This window comes from Suilimivivens aceti (genome assembly GCF_025567405.1).
GTDB classification, from domain to species: domain Bacteria; phylum Bacillota; class Clostridia; order Lachnospirales; family Lachnospiraceae; genus Suilimivivens; species Suilimivivens aceti.
In genome coordinates this window covers 57,345-73,998 of the sequence record NZ_JAOQKJ010000007.1, presented here as the reverse complement: position 1 = coordinate 73,998, position 16,654 = coordinate 57,345, and the positions used below count along the sequence as shown (strand labels likewise).

Sequence of the window (16,654 nt, the reverse complement as noted above, 5' to 3'; positions counted from 1 at the left end):
TGTCCATATTCGATTATGAAAATGATTTCATTAATTTTACTTGTTTCTGTCTCTTTTCTTGTTTTGACCTATCATTTTCCACAAATCTATCACATAATCTTGGCTAATACAAGATATATTTCACATATTTTCCCCATTTTCATGACATTGCACAATTTGAAATCGTTTTCATTTATGCACTACATACAAAACTTCAGAAAGCAATAAATGTTTTTCATATTTGCTTGACAATTTAAAAAGTAAAATTCTATAATATTTTCAAAACAACGTTAGGAGCGTGGCTGTTTCAGGTACAGATTAAAGTAATTTTTACTATTGCATTACTTGTTATGTATCCAAACCGGCCCAAACACATCATATGAACTATGAAAAGGTTACCATTTCAGATATCGCCAAAGCGGCCGGAGTTTCTATCACCACTGTTTCCCGTTATATCAATGGGAAACAGGACTTGATCCAAAAGGATACCCGGGAACGGATCGAAGCAGTTATTAAAATGACCAATTATCATCCAAATGTTATGGCGCAGTCTTTAAAGACAAATTTATCGCATCATATTGGAGTTATTGTATCGGATATATCAACACCTTTCTATGCTACTCTGATCCAGGGCATCAGTGAAACACTCCTGAGCAGTGATTATATGCCATTATTTGTCAGCTGTAACAATAGTATCAAAGAAGAAGAGTCCTATATCAGATCCCTGATGAGCCGGCATGTAGACGGTCTGATCGTAAACACCTGTTCCAGCCAGAACCCTTTGCTTATACAGCAGGCCTGCAACGGACTTCCCATCGTTCTTTGTGACCGTACCATAGATGACTATAATTTCCAATTTGTGGGCTCCAATCACCGGGATCCTATTTTCGAACTTGTAAAGCACCTGAAGGAACAAGGCTATACACTTCCTGTCTTTTTTACAGAAAATTATTTTGCAAGTTCTGTCCGGTCCGAAAGGCGCAATTCCTTTTTGGACGCAGTGAAGCTTTATTATCCTGAGGTCGACCCAAACGAATTAACCTACGTCATTGACACTCACGATACCCAGAATGTCATCAGTCAGCTTCACCATTTAAAGGATATTTGTGGGAAAAAGGAACTTCCCGCCATATTCTGTGTCAACTCCATTACCGTACTGCATGTATTTAATGCGATCCGCTCTCTTGGAATACACATTCCAGACGAAATCGGACTCTGCGGTCCTGATGACTGGGGCTGGGAGGAGCAGAGCATACTGCTGTCTCTGATGACGCCCCGCATTACCAACATTGTAGTCCAGCCACGTCTTATCGGGAATCTGGCTGCACAAAAACTGCTTGAATGCATTGCAGATCCTTCTGTTACAAAGAAAGAAACCCGGTTGACCTGTCCTTTACAAATTGCAGGCTCAACTATTCTGAAACACTAAGAGCAAGCAGCAAGACGCCCCCGCTTATTTTGCTGTTCATGCATTATACAAATCCTTCTATTTTCAAAAGGATAATAACAAAAGTGCCCCCACTTATGCTATTTATTCTATATTTAGGAGGTATCTTATGAACCCACTTGAACGATTTTCACGTGCCTGCATTGTTCCCGTTGTTGTACTGGACAATGCAGAAGATGCAGTGCCAACCGCAAAAGCACTTCTTGCCGGTGGCATTGACGTTATGGAAATCACTTTTCGAACAGCTGCTGCAAAAGACAGCATTGCTGCTGTTGCATCCGCCTGCCCGGATATGCTGGTGGGAGCTGGCACAGTCATAAATCTCGAGCAGTGCAAAGCTGCTGTATCTGCCGGTGCAGGCTTTATTGTTTCTCCCGGCTTTGATGAAGAAATCATAAAATATTGCATCAAAACAGGTATTACTGTAACCCCTGGCTGTGTCGCTCCATCAGAAATCATGTCTGCTGTAAAATTAGGACTTTCTGTTGTAAAGTTCTTTCCAGCGAATGTATACGGAGGACTTACTGCCTTAAAGTCGCTTTCTGCACCTTTTCCAGGAATAAAGTTTCTGCCTACCGGTGGTATTAACAGCCATAACATTGGTGACTACATTGCGGCACCCTTTATCCACGCAGTAGGCGGCAGCTGGATTTGTACCCGCAAAGACATTGCAGATGGCAATTTTGATAAGATTACAGCTCTCTGCAGGGAAGCCCGTCAAAATGCGCTCGGCTTTGAATTTGCACATTTGGGAATCAACTGTGAAAATGTTGAATCCTCCACTGAGGTAAGTAATTTTTTCCAGACAGCTTTTGATTTTCCCCTCAAAGACGGCAGCAGCTCCGTATTTGCCTCTCCCAATATTGAAATTTTGAAATCCCCTAATTTGGGAGCGTACGGACATATTGCCATCAGAACCAACAATATTCTCTGTGCAGTTCCTGAGCTGGAAAAAGCTGGCTTTTATGCAGATACATCAACTGCAAAATACAAAGATGACCGGTTGGTCGCTCTTTATCTGAAGCAGGAAATTGGCGGATTTGCCATTCATTTATTACAAAAATAAATAAAACGAGGAGTATTACACTATGAAAATATTAACTTTTGGCGAGATTTTGCTGCGTTTAAAGCCTCCTGGCCTGGAACGTTTTTTCCAGTCTCCCATTATGGAGGCATCCTTTGGTGGGGGTGAAGCCAATGTTGCTGTTTCACTCGCAAACTTTGGTATGGATGTGCAGTATTGCACTGTCTTACCAAATAATGTCATCGGCGATGAATGTATAAAAGAGCTTCGCCAGTTCGGTGTTGATGTTTCAAAAGTAAAACGCGGCGAAGGCCGTATGGGAATCTATTTTCTGGAAAGCGGTGCAAATCAGCTTCCCAGTAAGGTCACCTATGACCGCAGTGGTTCCTCTATCGCTATTGCACAACCGGAGCTTTTTAACTGGAATGAGATATTTGATGGTATAGACTGGTATCATATTACCGGTATCACCCCGGCGTTATCTGAAACCGCAATGGAGTTAAGCCTTGCAAGTGTAAAAGCAGCCAAAGAAAAGGGCATTACAGTTTCCTGTGATCTGAATTTTCGTAAAAATTTATGGAAATATGGCAAGAAAGCTTCTGAGGTCATGCGCGAACTGGCAAGCTACGTGGACATTGCCATTGCCAATGAAGAAGATGTACAGAAATCTCTGGAAATCACCGTTGACATAGATGTAGAATCCGGCAGCCTTGATCGCAGTAAATACAAAGCCCTTGGTGATAAGGTGCTTGCTTCCTATCCCAATATGAAGCTTATTGCTATTACATTACGGGAATCCAAGAGTGCAGATCATAATGATTGGGCAGCCTGTATCAACAACAGAGCTCATTTTTATGAATCAAAAAAATATCACATTACCGATATCGTAGACCGAGTAGGTGGTGGTGACAGCTTTGCAGGCGGACTTATTTACGGTCTGAATCACTATCAGGAACTATCAGCTGCACTGGAATTTGCTGTTGCAGCCTCCTGCCTGAAGCACAGTATTATCGGTGACTTTAACCGTGTCAGTGTTTCCGATGTAGAAAAGCTGGCAAATGGAGATGGCTCTGGCCGCGTACAGCGTTAGATTTTTCCAGCTTTATTATTTATTTATCCATGAAATGAAATGAGAGCCGCATTTGCGGCTCTCATTCTATAATAATTCATTATATAAGATACCTCATCTCACGTTGACCCTCTCACGATCAGCGATGGTACCGTAATATGTGACTGGATATACAGATTCGGCTTCCCATCCATTTCCGGCAGGTTCGGCATCGGCACTGCATTTTCCGCTGTTTCCTTCATCGCCATGACCACTTCATCACCGGTGATGCTCTCCTGTTCATAGCAGGACTCCCTGGCAGGTGCACATCCGCTGGCCTTCGCAAGATCGATTAAAAGCTCATCACTCATCAGCGCCCGCAGCACCTTTTCCACTGCCTCCGGCTTCTTTTCCGCTGCATTCCTCAGTACCTGAATACCCTGCACTCCCATATAAGGAGAAATCGGAGTTCCTGTCTCATCGATCACCGGCATTGGTGCGATTCCTACATCCATACCACTTTCCCGTACCGTCGGGATCAGCCATGGACCTGCGATCGTAGCATGCGCCATTCCTTCCTTAAACAAAGTGTTCACCGTTGCATATTCTGTTTCTCCCGGCATGAGCTCTGCAAACTTTTTATGATAGGTAAGGGCTTCCTCTGTTTCCGGACTGTTCAGTCCCGGTTCTCCCTGATCATTCAAAAGATAACCGCCAAAGCCATTGATCCAGCCCGCTGCATAATAAGGTGTGCTGTGCTGCTCCACAAAGCCATAGTGTCCACCCTTTGTATTTTCCTGCATATAGGCATAAAGCTCCTCTGTCGTTGCCGGCACCTCCTCATCACTCATATAAAGACGGTTATACATGAACAGCAGCGTTTCATAATAGATCGGAAGCTGATAAACAGTCCCCTTATAGGTGGCTGCCTCTATGGTATTGTCCATATATGCGGCAAGCTCTTCCTCCGGAATGATATCCGTAATGGGTGCAAGGATTCCCATTTCTGCATATACCCCAATCTTATCATGGGCAAACAGATACATATCCGGTGCTGCCTTGGGATCATTTCCAACCATTTTCAGCGCTTCTGTCAGATCACTTTTCTTTTCCAGAACTACATGGATCTCCGGCTCTAACTCTGACAGGGCATTTTCCAGTACCTGGGTCACCGCTTCTTCCTTGTCATGCCATATAGTAATGGTCACTTCGCCGCTTTCCTCTGCGGCAGTATCTGCTTCTGTTTCTGCTGCCAACTCCGGCTCCTCATAGGAAACGGTATAATCTTCAGGTCCGTTTATCACAAGCCAGATATCCTTTCCGCTTTCCACAGAAATATCGGTTGTCTGGACACCGCCCTCATTTCCATTGACAATCACAGAATTGATCCAGCCAGGCACTGTTTTCTGAAGCCAGCCGTTCTCTCCCTCTTCCAGGGCTTCTCCCGGCCAGGATGCGAAGGCGTTGGTTCCATCCGGTGCCGACCATGCCCACAGGCACGGGCTTTCCCAGTCTGCCGGTGCTGATACGTGAACCGTGATATCAGCTACTGCTGCCTTATCCGGATCTGTATAGCTGAAATCATACGTTCCGTCTGCCTCTACTGTGATCCAGACCTCTGCCGGATCAATAGAAATATCTTCTGTCTGAACACTTCCTTCATTACCGTTAATGATCACAGAGTTTACAAAAACGGGAGCCTTTGCTGTGTACCATCCATCTTCCCCGGCCTTCATGGCTTTTCCCGGCCATGCTTCAAAAGCATTGGTTCCATCCGGTGCTGACCATGCCCACAGGCACGGATTTTCCCAGCTTTCATCCACCTTGGCATGTACTGTAAACTTTTCTGTATAGGCGGGTGCTTCTCCACTTGTCTGCTTCTCATAGGTTACTTCCACCGTATCCGCTGCCTTCACTGTCATCCATGCAGCATTGCTGTCCAAAATCTGTTCTTCTGTCTGGACGCTGCCATCATTGGCATTTACGATCACATGATTGGCAAAGGAAGGAAGCCAGATATAATACCATCCTTCATTTTCCGGATCTGCTTCCATTTCTTCTCCCGGCCACGCTTCAAAAGCGTTGTTTCCGTCACTGTCCCATGCCCATACACAGGGGCTTTCCCAGTCTGCCGGAACCTGTACGTAAAATGCATTTCTGTCTGTATCTGTTGCTGCCATTGCTGTCATGGACCATAGAGCAGTGAGCATGAGCAGCATGGTAAAAAACGTTCCTATTCTCTTCAAATACTTACCCATAATATCCTCTCTCTTTTCTTTCCTTATTTCCTGTCAGAAGTGCACTTTCCTTTTGGTTATTCTGATTATAACGTTGATCTTTTCAGACGGTCAATTTGTTTTTGGGTAACCGTTTTCCTTTGTTTTTATCTGTTTTTGCTAAATACTGCATTAAAATTTTGTATGTTTTTCACATGGTTTTTGCAGTTTCCTTTTGTTTCCCTCAATATTTGTGAAACTTTCACGAAACCGTTTCCCTGTTTTTTCCTGTGACAGAAAAAAAGAACCGCCCTTCCCGCTTTACCGCAGGGAAAGGGCAGTCCCTTCCTCACTTCTGTTCTGATTTGACTTTATTAAGCATCCGATCTGGAATAAGCATTCTTCATGTCATTACTCAGTTCATACAGTACCTTATCAAGCGTGTCTGCTGCCGCTTTCTTCACCATGGCTGCCACAGCCTCATTGGCCTCTTCCCTGAGAGCAAGACGCCTGCCGGCATCTTTTTCTTCCTTCAGCAACGCATCATAATGATTCAGAAGCTCATGGCTTTTTGCTGCCACATTCTCCTGATACCGCTCCACATGGAAAACAGATTTATGATAGGACGCATCTGCCATGGCTGCGATCATGCGGCTTACCCAGTAGAAATTGTCTGTTGACACTTCCTTCGCTGTTCCGGAAAGATAATCCGGCGTCTTCGTCACCTCTGTATAAAAGGGAACCATTACATTAAAGGCATTGGATGCATATGCCACCCATTCAATAGCCTGCGTATCCTTTTCCTCATCAGGTCTCATCTGGATCAGTGCCATGAAATCATTCCGGTTAATGCCGATCGACCGGAAAGCGCCGCGCATGGACTTTTCTCCGTAAGCTGCATAGGGATCGTATTCAGTTCCCTGATAATGGGAGGATAACAGGTACTTTACATCCTCCGGTGTCATCTTTTTCTCCGGCACCATGCACCAGGGCAGATCATCTGACAGCGGAGTATACTGCGCATCCGGTCCCTCCCACTTAAAGCTGTGTGGATTCATGTACTTCAGCATAAACCATGCGCGTGGTGTATTATATACATGGTCTGAATCATCGTGGGTGCCAAAGGCATCTCTCGGGTTCAGGATGCCATCCTTTGAAAGATCCAGATGATGCTTTTCGATAAACTCCTTCATATCGGAGGAGCAAAGGTATTCCTTTCCCGTCGAAAGTGCATCCTGTAGATCCAGACTGTCAAGTCCGAGCTGGTTTGGCATCACCACATAGACATCATCCGGCACTCTTCTTGCCATCCAGTGATGTCCGCCAATGGTTTCAAACCACCAGATCTCATCCTTATCCTGAAAAGCGATACCGTTCATTTCATAGGTACCATACTGCTCCAGCAGGCTGCCAAGCCTCTGTACGCCTTCTCTTGCTGAATGAATATAGGGAAGGGTCAGATAAACGATATCCTCTTCCCCGATGCCGCCGGCTTTCTCTTCCCTGCCGTCAGCTGCCGGCTCATAAACAACTAACGGGTCGGCTCCGAGAACTCTTGCGTTCGCTGTGATCGTTTCTGTCGCTGTCATGCCAACACCGGCCTCATTCACACCGCTGGCAGCCCAGATCCCCTCTCCCTCCAGGGCATTTGGCATTGCCGTGTAACGCATGGGATTGTCCGGAAGCTCTATCTTTACATGCGAGATCACTGACTCATAGGTTCTCTTCTGCTCCTCTGGCTTCACCACCGTGAACTTCTTCGGTGTAAAATGCCCGGAGCCTGAATCGTCATTACGGGCAATCATGGTGGATCCGTCATAGGATGCCTTTTTGCCCACTAATACTGTTGTACATGCCATATTCTTACCTCCTGTACCTGTTCATTATATACCATTCCATTCTATATTATTTGATAAATATTCTCAATAATCATTGACCGGCGAACCGCCATGGTTCTATACTTACGTCAGAACAAAAGGCATGGAGGTACAGAAGATGACTTTAAAAGAACTGCCGATCGGCAAAAGTGCCACGATTCTTTCTGTTGGCGGGGAAGGTGCCCTGCGCCAGCATTTCCTTGACATGGGAATTATCCCGAAAGCGGATATCACCATGGTAAAATATGCACCTATGGGTGATCCTGTAGAAGTACGGATCCACAGCTATGAGCTTACCCTGCGGCTTTCCGACGCAGAAAAAATAGAAATAGATTCTATCCGGGATGCCATTTCCCTGTCCGGGACGCCGGATCCTTCCTTTGACAAAAAAGTCATGCCACACCCCGGTCTTGGTGAAGGTGGACGGTTCCATGATAAAAATGATGAAAATCCTCTGCCGGAGGATACCCTGCTTACCTTTGCACTGGCTGGCAACCAGAACTGTGGCAAAACAACACTTTTCAATCAGCTCACCGGCTCCAACCAGCATGTTGGTAATTTCCCCGGTGTAACCGTAGACAGAAAGGATGGAGCGATCCGTGGAGAAAAGAACACTCTTGTGACTGACCTTCCCGGCATTTACTCCATGTCCCCCTATTCCAGCGAGGAGATCGTTACCAGGAATTTTGTCCTGAACGAGCACCCAAAGGGTATCATCAACATCGTTGACGCAACGAATATCGAACGGAATCTGTATCTTACCATGCAGCTGATGGAGCTGGATATCCCGATGGTACTTGCCCTCAACATGATGGATGAGGTCAGGGAAAACGGCGGCTCCATTCTGGTCAACGAAATGGAAGCCCAGCTTGGGATTCCTGTTGTCCCCATTTCTGCTGCCAAAAATGAAGGAATCGGGGAGCTGATCTCCCACGCCATGCATGTAGCCAAATATCAGGAATGTCCCGGCAGACAGGACTTCTGTGATGCTGATGATCATGGCGGTGCTGTTCACCGCTGCCTTCATGGAATCATGCACCTGATCGAGGATCATGCGAAGAATGCAGGCATACCCGTCCGTTTTGCAGCCGCCAAGCTGGCAGAGGGGGATCATCTGATCCTGGAGCAGCTTGAGCTTGATGAAAATGAAAAGGAAACACTGGAGCATATCATTATCCAGATGGAAGCAGAACGTGGTCTTGACCGTGCCGCAGCCATTGCCGATATGCGCTTTACCTTTATTGAAAAGATCTGCAACAGTGCCGTTGTCAAGCCAAAGGAGAGCAAGGAGCATCTGCGAAGCGGGCGGATCGACCGCATCCTTACCGGCCGTTATACTGCGATCCCATGCTTTATTGCCATCATGGCACTGGTCTTTTTCCTGACCTTCGGTGTGATCGGTGCTGCTCTGTCAGATCTTCTGGATCTTGGCATCAATGCACTGACAGTACTGACAGACCATGCCCTGACCGCCGCAAATGTAAATGAAGCACTCCATTCACTGATCATTGACGGCATATTTAACGGTGTCGGAAGTGTTTTAAGCTTCCTGCCTGTCATCGTCACCCTGTTTTTCTTCCTTTCTCTTCTGGAAGACAGCGGTTATATGGCAAGAGTTGCCTTTGTTATGGATAAGCTCCTGCGGAAGATCGGGCTTTCCGGCCGGAGTATCGTACCAATGCTGGTAGGGTTTGGCTGTACCGTCCCCGGTGTCATGGCAAGCCGTACGCTTCCTTCCGAGCGTGACCGTAAGATGACGATCCTTTTGACACCCTTTATGAGCTGCTCCGCAAAGCTGCCGATCTACAGCTTCTTTGCGGTAGCTTTCTTTCCAAAGTACAGTACGCTTGTTATGATCGCCCTTTATTTTGGCGGCATTCTGGTCGGCATCCTGACAGCTCTCCTTCTGAAGGGCACTCTGTTCAAAGGAGAGGCCGTACCCTTTGTCATGGAACTTCCCAACTACCGGCTGCCCGGTATGAAAAACGTAGGACAGCTTCTCTGGGAAAAGGCCAAGGATTTCCTCCAGAGAGCATTTACCGTGATCTTTGTTGCCACGATCGTGATCTGGTTCCTGCAGTCCTTTGATCTGAAGCTGAACCTTGTCACCAATTCCGCTGACAGCATGCTGGCATCCGTTGCCGGCCTGATCGCACCCATCTTCAGGCCCCTTGGATTTGGAGATTTCCGGATCTCCACCGCCCTGATCACCGGCTTCATGGCAAAGGAAAGCGTAGTGGCCACCCTGTCCGTACTCTTTGGCTCTACCGAAGCGCTGCAGGCAGTGCTGACCCCCTTATCGGCAGCGAGCCTCCTTGTTTTCTGCCTGCTTTATACACCCTGCGTGGCTGCGATCGCCTCTATCCGCCGGGAGCTTGGCAGGAAATGGGCCATTACCGTCGTGATCACCCAGTGTGTTCTGGCATGGCTTTTCGCTTTCCTGATCCGGATCCCGTTTTTATTCTGAATAATTACCTGATATCTTTATTCTATTGCCAGCAGTACCCTGCTCTCCCGCAGGGTATCTGACTGGTCATAGTCATATTCAATGGATGTGATCTTCGCTTCCGGGAACCGTTCATGCAGCGCTTTCAGTACGCCCCGTCCACCCACATGGCTGATAAGGCAGCCAAAGGGATGTACCACCAGAATCTTATCATACCCTTTTTTGATCAGATCTATGATTTCAGCTGTCATTAACCAGCCATCTCCGATATTGTAATAATCACTTAAAATATCTTTCTTTTCTGCAATCAGCTCCTGAAAGCTTCTGTCATGCAGAAAACCTGCCTGCTCCAACGCCTCTGCGATCTCCTTCTGCACATAATACAGAAACTGCAGCACCTTCTGATATCCTGCTGCTTCCAGTCTGCTCTGATGTCCCAGTTCCAGACTTTTCATCTCACTGTACACCACATAAATGCAATAATTAACGAAACCACCCATCCTGTAATCACAGCCGTTTTTCTGCAAATAGTCCTCCAGATGACGGTTCCCGACAGGAGAGCACTTAATATAGATCTCCCCGACGACACCAACCTTTTTCTTTGCCTGTCCCCTGTCCACCGGAATCCTCCCAAAGCTTTCCACAATCTCACGATATACCTTTTTCCTGTAAAACAGATGCCTTCCATGCCTGATCTCTTCCGTCAGTCTTTGTAACCACTGCTGTCGCAGCCCTTCTGTCTCACCGGCATTTTTTTCATAGGGTCTGATCTGCTGGGTCAGATCCATCAGAAGATCACTGTAGCACACAGCCGCAATGGCTCCTAAAAGCATCCGTCCATTAATCCGAAATCCACTGTGCTGTTCCAGACCATGCGCATTCAGACTCAGTACAGGGATCTGCCCATATCCCAGCTTATGCAGACATTCTATGATCAGGTTATAATAATTTCCTGCCCGGCAGGCACCGCCTGCCTGCGGCTCCAGAAATGCAATATGCTCCCTGTCACAGTCATCACTCTTCACAAAGGTAAGAAGATTTCCAATGATCCCAATGGCGCAGGTACAGTAATCCTTATTCACAAGACTCTGCGTCTCATAGCAGATGTGTTCCTGCTCCGGCACAACTGCCAGTTTATACCCTCCAAAAGCAAATGCTGCACATAACAGCTCATTGTGATAGTGCAGCATCTCAGGCATATAAATCGTATGCGATTTTTTCATGGACCTGGTGAATTCAGTATTGGTAAAGGTGTGCATCATCGAAACCTCATTACATCAGACATTTAAACAATATCCTGATCAACTTCCTCATAAAAATCAGTATCTATCTTCTTAATCTTGTATACGCACTGAGTACTTACCCCATATTCATACTCAATCATAAGTTGCGCCAGTCTAGGCCCATCAATTAAAATAATATGCCTTTGTTCTGCATATTGCTTTGCATCTTTTGAATACTGCGCTGTCGTTATAAACATTCCTTTGGCATTTTTCTCAGGCATTGCCCCATAAAATTGTCTCACCTCTGGACTACTAACTATCTTCTTTGGATCATATCGTTTAGCCTGAATGTAAATAACATCAAAACCTAATTTATCTTGGTAAACAACTCCATCAATTCCCTCATCCCGTGTCTTTTGCGTTACTTTCCCTCTTCCATATCCCATCTTTTCCATCAATCCAACAACCAAATGTTCAAAAAAATCCGGTGGATTCCGATGTATCCGTTCCAAAATCTCATCCTTTAAAACCGTATCTAATTCCCTTTGTACACGTTCCAATATTTCCTGTGGCGTTTCATCACTAAGTTCCTTAACTCCTTTATCCTTTTCACAACTGGATTCTCCATTTAGAAACTCCACAAAAGATGGATATCTCTTTAGGATTTCGTTCGTAATATTTTCTCCTGCTTCCAACTCCTTCCTACCTGCAGATGTCAGAATAAAGTGAGCCCTAGACGGACTATCAATTAAGGTTGCTTTCTTTAAATAGGTTCTGCACCATCCAATCCGATTATTGAACAGGGTCTGTTTTCCGTTTTCCAGCATTTCCGAAACATCTTCTTCAGACAGTTTAAAATCTTTGATTACCTGCCTTTTGGCATCAATATATGGATGCACCTTTCCATCCTCTAAACTCTTAAGAAATGACCGATACATTTGATCATACTTTGGAATTGACATATCATATCCCCCTTTTGTATCTTTTTATTATTATAAATAATGAAAATAAGAATATAACGATAAAGCATACAGTAAAATACTTCCAATATTGAGGAACTCCATATATGCTATGTTCATTTACCGATTTAATATAACAATAAATCACGCCACCCCCTCCGGCAACTCCTGCAATGCCAATACTCTCTACTAGTATACATTTATGTTTTTTTAATATATTCTCTATGTCCTGCTTAGAAAATCCTTGTTCATGGAGAAACGGGATAATACAAAGCAATACACTGGCTAATGGTACAAATAAAATACATATAATTATTATTCCTGTAATATCTACAGATTTAAAACTAAAAAATGTATTTGGCATTCCTTGAAGTAAAATTCTATAATTATCCTCTACTTTAAAGAAAACAATTTCAACCATCTGAAGCGCATGAGCGGTATAAAGACATGATATCCCCCCACATACTATACAGCAAGTATATGACACATACTTTTCATACTTGGATGCAATAAACTTATAATTGTATGATTTCTCAAAGAATGTCATAAAATTTGAAATAAAATATAAAAATAAAGCTGGCAAAAATACATCTGATGAAACAAAATTGTTTAAGGATAGAGCCATAAATACATTTATTATACAGGTACATAATAAAATTTTATAATTTGTTTTTGTTTCTTTCATAATATATCCTCTGTAATAAGTTCTTTATCATATTATATGTAGCATTGTCATTATATAATTTTTTGAACCTAATGTATACATTTTATTATTTCTCAGACGAAAAAGACGCCTGCCTACTGACAAGCGTCTCTCGGATTATATATATCCGTTTATAGTGTTGTTGCTAATGATGCCTCTGCCTCCTGGTATTCTTCAAGAGAATACTTTTTTAAGATTTTCTCCCTAGGAACTTCCAGTTCAATCATGTTTCGAATCGCCTGAATTCTTTCTGATTTCTTTGCTTCAGCACTTGCTTCTATTCTCGCTTCTTCCAGATATTTCTCCATAACTTCACACACAGCAGATGCACCTCCTTCACTTTTCAGCTCCCTGAACCTTTTTGTTACTGCCGGAAATTCCGCAGTATTAACATCCTTAGATGAAAAACAGGACATCAGATCTGAAATCCTGCTTCCATCCTTAATTACTGTATTCACAAAAATCTCATGAAGTCCATCATCTACAATCATTCCATTTTCACGGATCGTCTTATCCACATGATAAGTAGTCAGACCTCCTCCCAGAAAATCAAACTCCGAAATGTACACGATGTAAAGCTCCAGTACATCCTGAAATCTTTCTCCCGGTTCAGCTGATCTGGTCGTGATAACAGACGCATTAAATCTGGCCCTTTTCATGTGGTTGTCACGATCAGATCTCTGCACTTCAATATTGCACTTGCTGCCATTTCCCAGTGTGCAAAGCGCATCCAGCCTGACAGAGCGACCATACAGATTTCTCTCACTGCTCTGTACGATCACCTCTTCTACGATCAGCCTATCATCTTCCAGAATCGTTCTCAGGATTTCCTGACATGCAGGAATATCCTTCGCAAATACTTCGAAGAATACATCATCCATGAGTCTGAATTCCTGTACTCTTCTTACCTTTTCCTGTAATTCCAATCTTTATACCCCGCTTTCTTTTCATGTTCTCATCACGTCATCAAAAGAAAACCTACCAGATACCCATACCTCTGATACCCGGAACTACAGCAAACAAATTCTAAAATCCCATACACTATATCAATAGTATAACATTCATTTTCTCTTACGCAACCATGAAATATAAATACCTTTTTCTTTATCTGAGAAACACCCGCAGCAGCCTTTCCTTCATCCTGCTGTACCTCTGATACCGGATTGGCAGATCCATCCATGTCTTTTTGTCCACGATACTGCGAAAATGGCTGAAGGTCTCAAACCCGGTCTTTCCATGATAGCCGCCCATACCGCTTTCACCAACTCCTCCAAAGGGCATGGCACTGGTAGCCAGATGTATGATCGTGTCATTAATACAGCCACCGCCAAAATGGCACAGCTCCAGAACCTTTTTCTGTGCCCCTTTATCCTCACTGAATAGATACAGCGCTAATGGATGTGGATGTTCTTCCACAATGTCGATTGCTTCCTCCAGCGTATCATAGGTCAAGATAGGCAGAACCGGTCCGAATATCTCTTCCCCCATCACTGTATCACTGAAAGTCACATTTTTCATGATCGTTGGCGCTATCCGGAGACTCTGTCCGTCACCACAGCCCCCACATACCACCTTATCAGGATCGATCAGTCCCATGATCCGGTCATAATGCTTCCGGTTAATGATCTTTCCGTAATCTGGATTTTTCAGGGGATCCTCCCCAAACTGTGTTGTAATCTCCTTTTGCAGTGCTAAAATCAGTTCAGCATAAACCGTCCGGTCGCACAAAATATAGTCAGGTGCCACACAGGTCTGCCCACAGTTCAGATATTTACCAAACACGATCCGCTTCGCCGCAAGCGGAATTTTCGCACTTTTGTCAACGATACAGGGGCTTTTCCCTCCAAGCTCCAATGTCACCGGTGTCAGATATTCTGCTGCATGACGGAGCACCTCACGACCTACCGTCTTACCTCCCGTGAAAAAGATCTTATCAAACCGCTGCTCCAGCAGTGCCTTATTTTCTGCCCTTCCTCCTGTCACCACCGCTACATACTCCGATGGAAAGCACTCCTTCAGCATTTCTTTAAGCACTGCACTGGTATGCTCCGCATAAGCACTTGGCTTTATGACCACTGTATTCCCTGCCGCAATGGCGTCGATCAGCGGCCCCAGTGTAAGCAGCACAGGATAGTTCCAAGGGCTCATGATCAACACCGTACCATAAGGCGAAGGTGACCGGAAGCTCCTTGCTGCAAGCTGCGCAAGAGGTGTTGCCACTCTTTTTTCCCTCACGAGGCTCCTCAGATGCTTCTGCATCCATGTCAGTTCAGACAGCGTCAGGCCTATCTCACACATATAGCTTTCCATACGGCTCTTGCCAAGATCTGCCTCAAGCGCCTGATCCAGCTTTTCCTCATAACGCCGGATTCCATCCTTCAGCTTCTGAAGCTGGGAAAGCCGGAAAGAAACCGGCAATGTTGCTCCTTCCTGGAAAAGCCTATGCTGCTTTTCCAGAATCTGTCTGATTTCCTGTTCTGTCACGCTTCTGTTCCTCCTGTACAAGATGATAAATCCGTTCAAGCTCACTGGCATTCCACAATACCGGCACCGGATAAAGGGGATTGGCCTCATGGTCCGCATAAGCCGCCAGCATGGGAATGTCTTCTTTTCTGATTCCCTGCAGTGTTCCCGGGATCTTCATGTCATCATTCATCTTCTGGATGTGCTCAATAAAGCTTTCCGCAGCCTCTTTGTCAGATGCTGCAGATGAGATGCCTGTAAGCCTTGCCAGTCTTGCCAGCTTTCCATATACGCTTGCTCCATACTCCCGAAGGACGATGGGCAGCAGCACCGCATTTGCCAGTCCATGGGCAATTCCATAGCGCCCGCCAAGGCTGTGCGCTACCGCATGTACATAGCCAACATAGCTCTTGGTAAAGGCCGTTCCTGCAAGATAGGAGGCCTTCAGCATACAGGCTCTGGCATCCAGATCCTTTCCGTCCCTGTAAGCCCTTTCCAGATTCTCAAAAATAAGACAGATGGCAAGTACGGCAGCATCCCTTGTCTGTCTGGTGGTTGAACGTCCAATATAGGCTTCCACCGCATGTGTCAGTGCATCCATTCCGGTCGTTGCTGTAAGCTGCGGTGGCAGTCCCGCTGTAATCTCCGGCTCCAGCACTGCATAATCAGGGATCAGGAAAAAGTCATTGATCGCATATTTGTGGTGGGTGTCTGCGTCCGTGATCACTGCTGCCAGTGTTGTTTCACTGCCTGTACCTGCAGTTGTGGGAATGGCGATCAGAAGTGGAAGCCTTCGCATCACCTTCAGGATCCCTTCCATCTTTGCCAGTGACTTTCCTGGTCTTGCAAGCCTTGCCCCAATTCCCTTGGCACAGTCCATGGAAGACCCTCCGCCAAAGGCAATAAGTCCCTGACACTGATCCTGCAGATACTGTCTGCGGGCTTCCTCTACATTGGCAGAAGTCGGATTGGCTACCGTATCCTTATACACACTTACAAAAATACCTGCTGCCTTCAGAAGATCTTCCAGCGGCTCTGTCAGTCCTAGGCCATATACCCCCGGATCTGTCACCAACATGACACGGCTGATTTTCTTTTCTGCCAGCACCCCTGGTACACCAGCAAATCCCCGGATCAGCTCCGGCTCCCTGTATGGCAGCAGCGGAATTGCCACATGGAAACATTTCTGAAAAATCCTGCAGTACATCTTTTTTAAAATATTCATAAGAAACCTCCCTGGAATTCTGTCACTTCTTATCTTTCTGTGCT

General features: G+C 45.4%; 12 protein-coding genes. 4 read left to right on the top strand and 8 right to left on the bottom strand.

Annotated features, from left to right (window positions below; translation table 11 throughout):
• Positions 1-358: 358 nt before the first annotated feature.
• From OCV77_RS09515 to OCV77_RS09505, 3 genes are all read left to right on the top strand, one after another.
• Positions 359-1,408 (top strand): LacI family DNA-binding transcriptional regulator, encoded by a 1,050-nt coding sequence (locus OCV77_RS09515; RefSeq protein WP_262574824.1) that lies wholly within the window; start codon positions 359-361, stop codon positions 1,406-1,408.
• Between the two features lie 127 nt (positions 1,409-1,535).
• The gene (locus OCV77_RS09510; protein ID WP_262574823.1) at positions 1,536-2,492 is read left to right on the top strand and encodes a bifunctional 4-hydroxy-2-oxoglutarate aldolase/2-dehydro-3-deoxy-phosphogluconate aldolase; all 957 of its coding nucleotides are present in this window, start codon (positions 1,536-1,538) and stop codon (positions 2,490-2,492) included.
• A gap of 22 nt (positions 2,493-2,514) precedes the next feature.
• Positions 2,515-3,540 carry a sugar kinase gene (locus tag OCV77_RS09505; RefSeq protein WP_117962447.1) on the top strand — a complete coding sequence of 342 codons (1,026 nt, stop codon included), beginning with the start codon at positions 2,515-2,517 and terminating at the stop codon, positions 3,538-3,540.
• A 98-nt stretch (positions 3,541-3,638) separates the two neighbouring features.
• Here the strand turns inward: OCV77_RS09505 and OCV77_RS09500 are convergent, their stop codons facing one another.
• Positions 3,639-5,756 carry an extracellular solute-binding protein gene (locus tag OCV77_RS09500; protein WP_262574822.1) on the bottom strand — a complete coding sequence of 706 codons (2,118 nt, stop codon included), beginning with the start codon at positions 5,754-5,756 and terminating at the stop codon, positions 3,639-3,641.
• A 332-nt stretch (positions 5,757-6,088) separates the two neighbouring features.
• Complete coding sequence (locus tag OCV77_RS09495) at positions 6,089-7,573, bottom strand: C69 family dipeptidase (RefSeq protein ID WP_262574821.1); 1,485 nt, start codon at positions 7,571-7,573, stop codon at positions 6,089-6,091.
• 136 nt (positions 7,574-7,709) lie between these two features.
• On the opposite strand from OCV77_RS09495, the gene feoB reads away from it, so the two are divergent.
• The gene (feoB, locus tag OCV77_RS09490; protein ID WP_262574820.1) at positions 7,710-10,058 is read left to right on the top strand and encodes a ferrous iron transport protein B; all 2,349 of its coding nucleotides are present in this window, start codon (positions 7,710-7,712) and stop codon (positions 10,056-10,058) included.
• A gap of 17 nt (positions 10,059-10,075) precedes the next feature.
• Here feoB and OCV77_RS09485 read toward each other — a convergent pair whose 3' ends face one another.
• The 6 genes from OCV77_RS09485 to OCV77_RS09460 all read right to left on the bottom strand — a co-directional run bounded on the left by OCV77_RS09485 (position 10,076) and on the right by OCV77_RS09460 (position 16,610).
• Positions 10,076-11,299, bottom strand: a complete 1,224-nt coding sequence (locus OCV77_RS09485) for a hypothetical protein (RefSeq protein WP_262574819.1) — start codon at positions 11,297-11,299, stop codon at positions 10,076-10,078.
• A gap of 23 nt (positions 11,300-11,322) precedes the next feature.
• Complete coding sequence (locus tag OCV77_RS09480) at positions 11,323-12,222, bottom strand: restriction endonuclease (RefSeq protein ID WP_262574818.1); 900 nt, start codon at positions 12,220-12,222, stop codon at positions 11,323-11,325.
• 1 nt (position 12,223) lies between these two features.
• Positions 12,224-12,904 carry a hypothetical protein gene (locus OCV77_RS09475; RefSeq protein ID WP_262574817.1) on the bottom strand — a complete coding sequence of 227 codons (681 nt, stop codon included), beginning with the start codon at positions 12,902-12,904 and terminating at the stop codon, positions 12,224-12,226.
• A gap of 149 nt (positions 12,905-13,053) precedes the next feature.
• A complete protein-coding gene (locus tag OCV77_RS09470) occupies positions 13,054-13,848 on the bottom strand; it encodes an Rpn family recombination-promoting nuclease/putative transposase (RefSeq protein ID WP_262574816.1) in 795 nt (264 codons plus the stop codon).
• Between the two features lie 178 nt (positions 13,849-14,026).
• Positions 14,027-15,406, bottom strand: coding sequence for an aldehyde dehydrogenase (locus OCV77_RS09465; protein WP_262574815.1), 1,380 nt, complete (start codon positions 15,404-15,406; stop codon positions 14,027-14,029).
• Positions 15,363-16,610: an iron-containing alcohol dehydrogenase gene (locus tag OCV77_RS09460; RefSeq protein ID WP_262574814.1), complete on the bottom strand. Its 1,248-nt coding sequence runs from the start codon at positions 16,608-16,610 to the stop codon at positions 15,363-15,365. The genes OCV77_RS09465 and OCV77_RS09460 overlap by 44 nt, the downstream gene beginning before the upstream one ends.
• Positions 16,611-16,654: the final 44 nt, after the last annotated feature.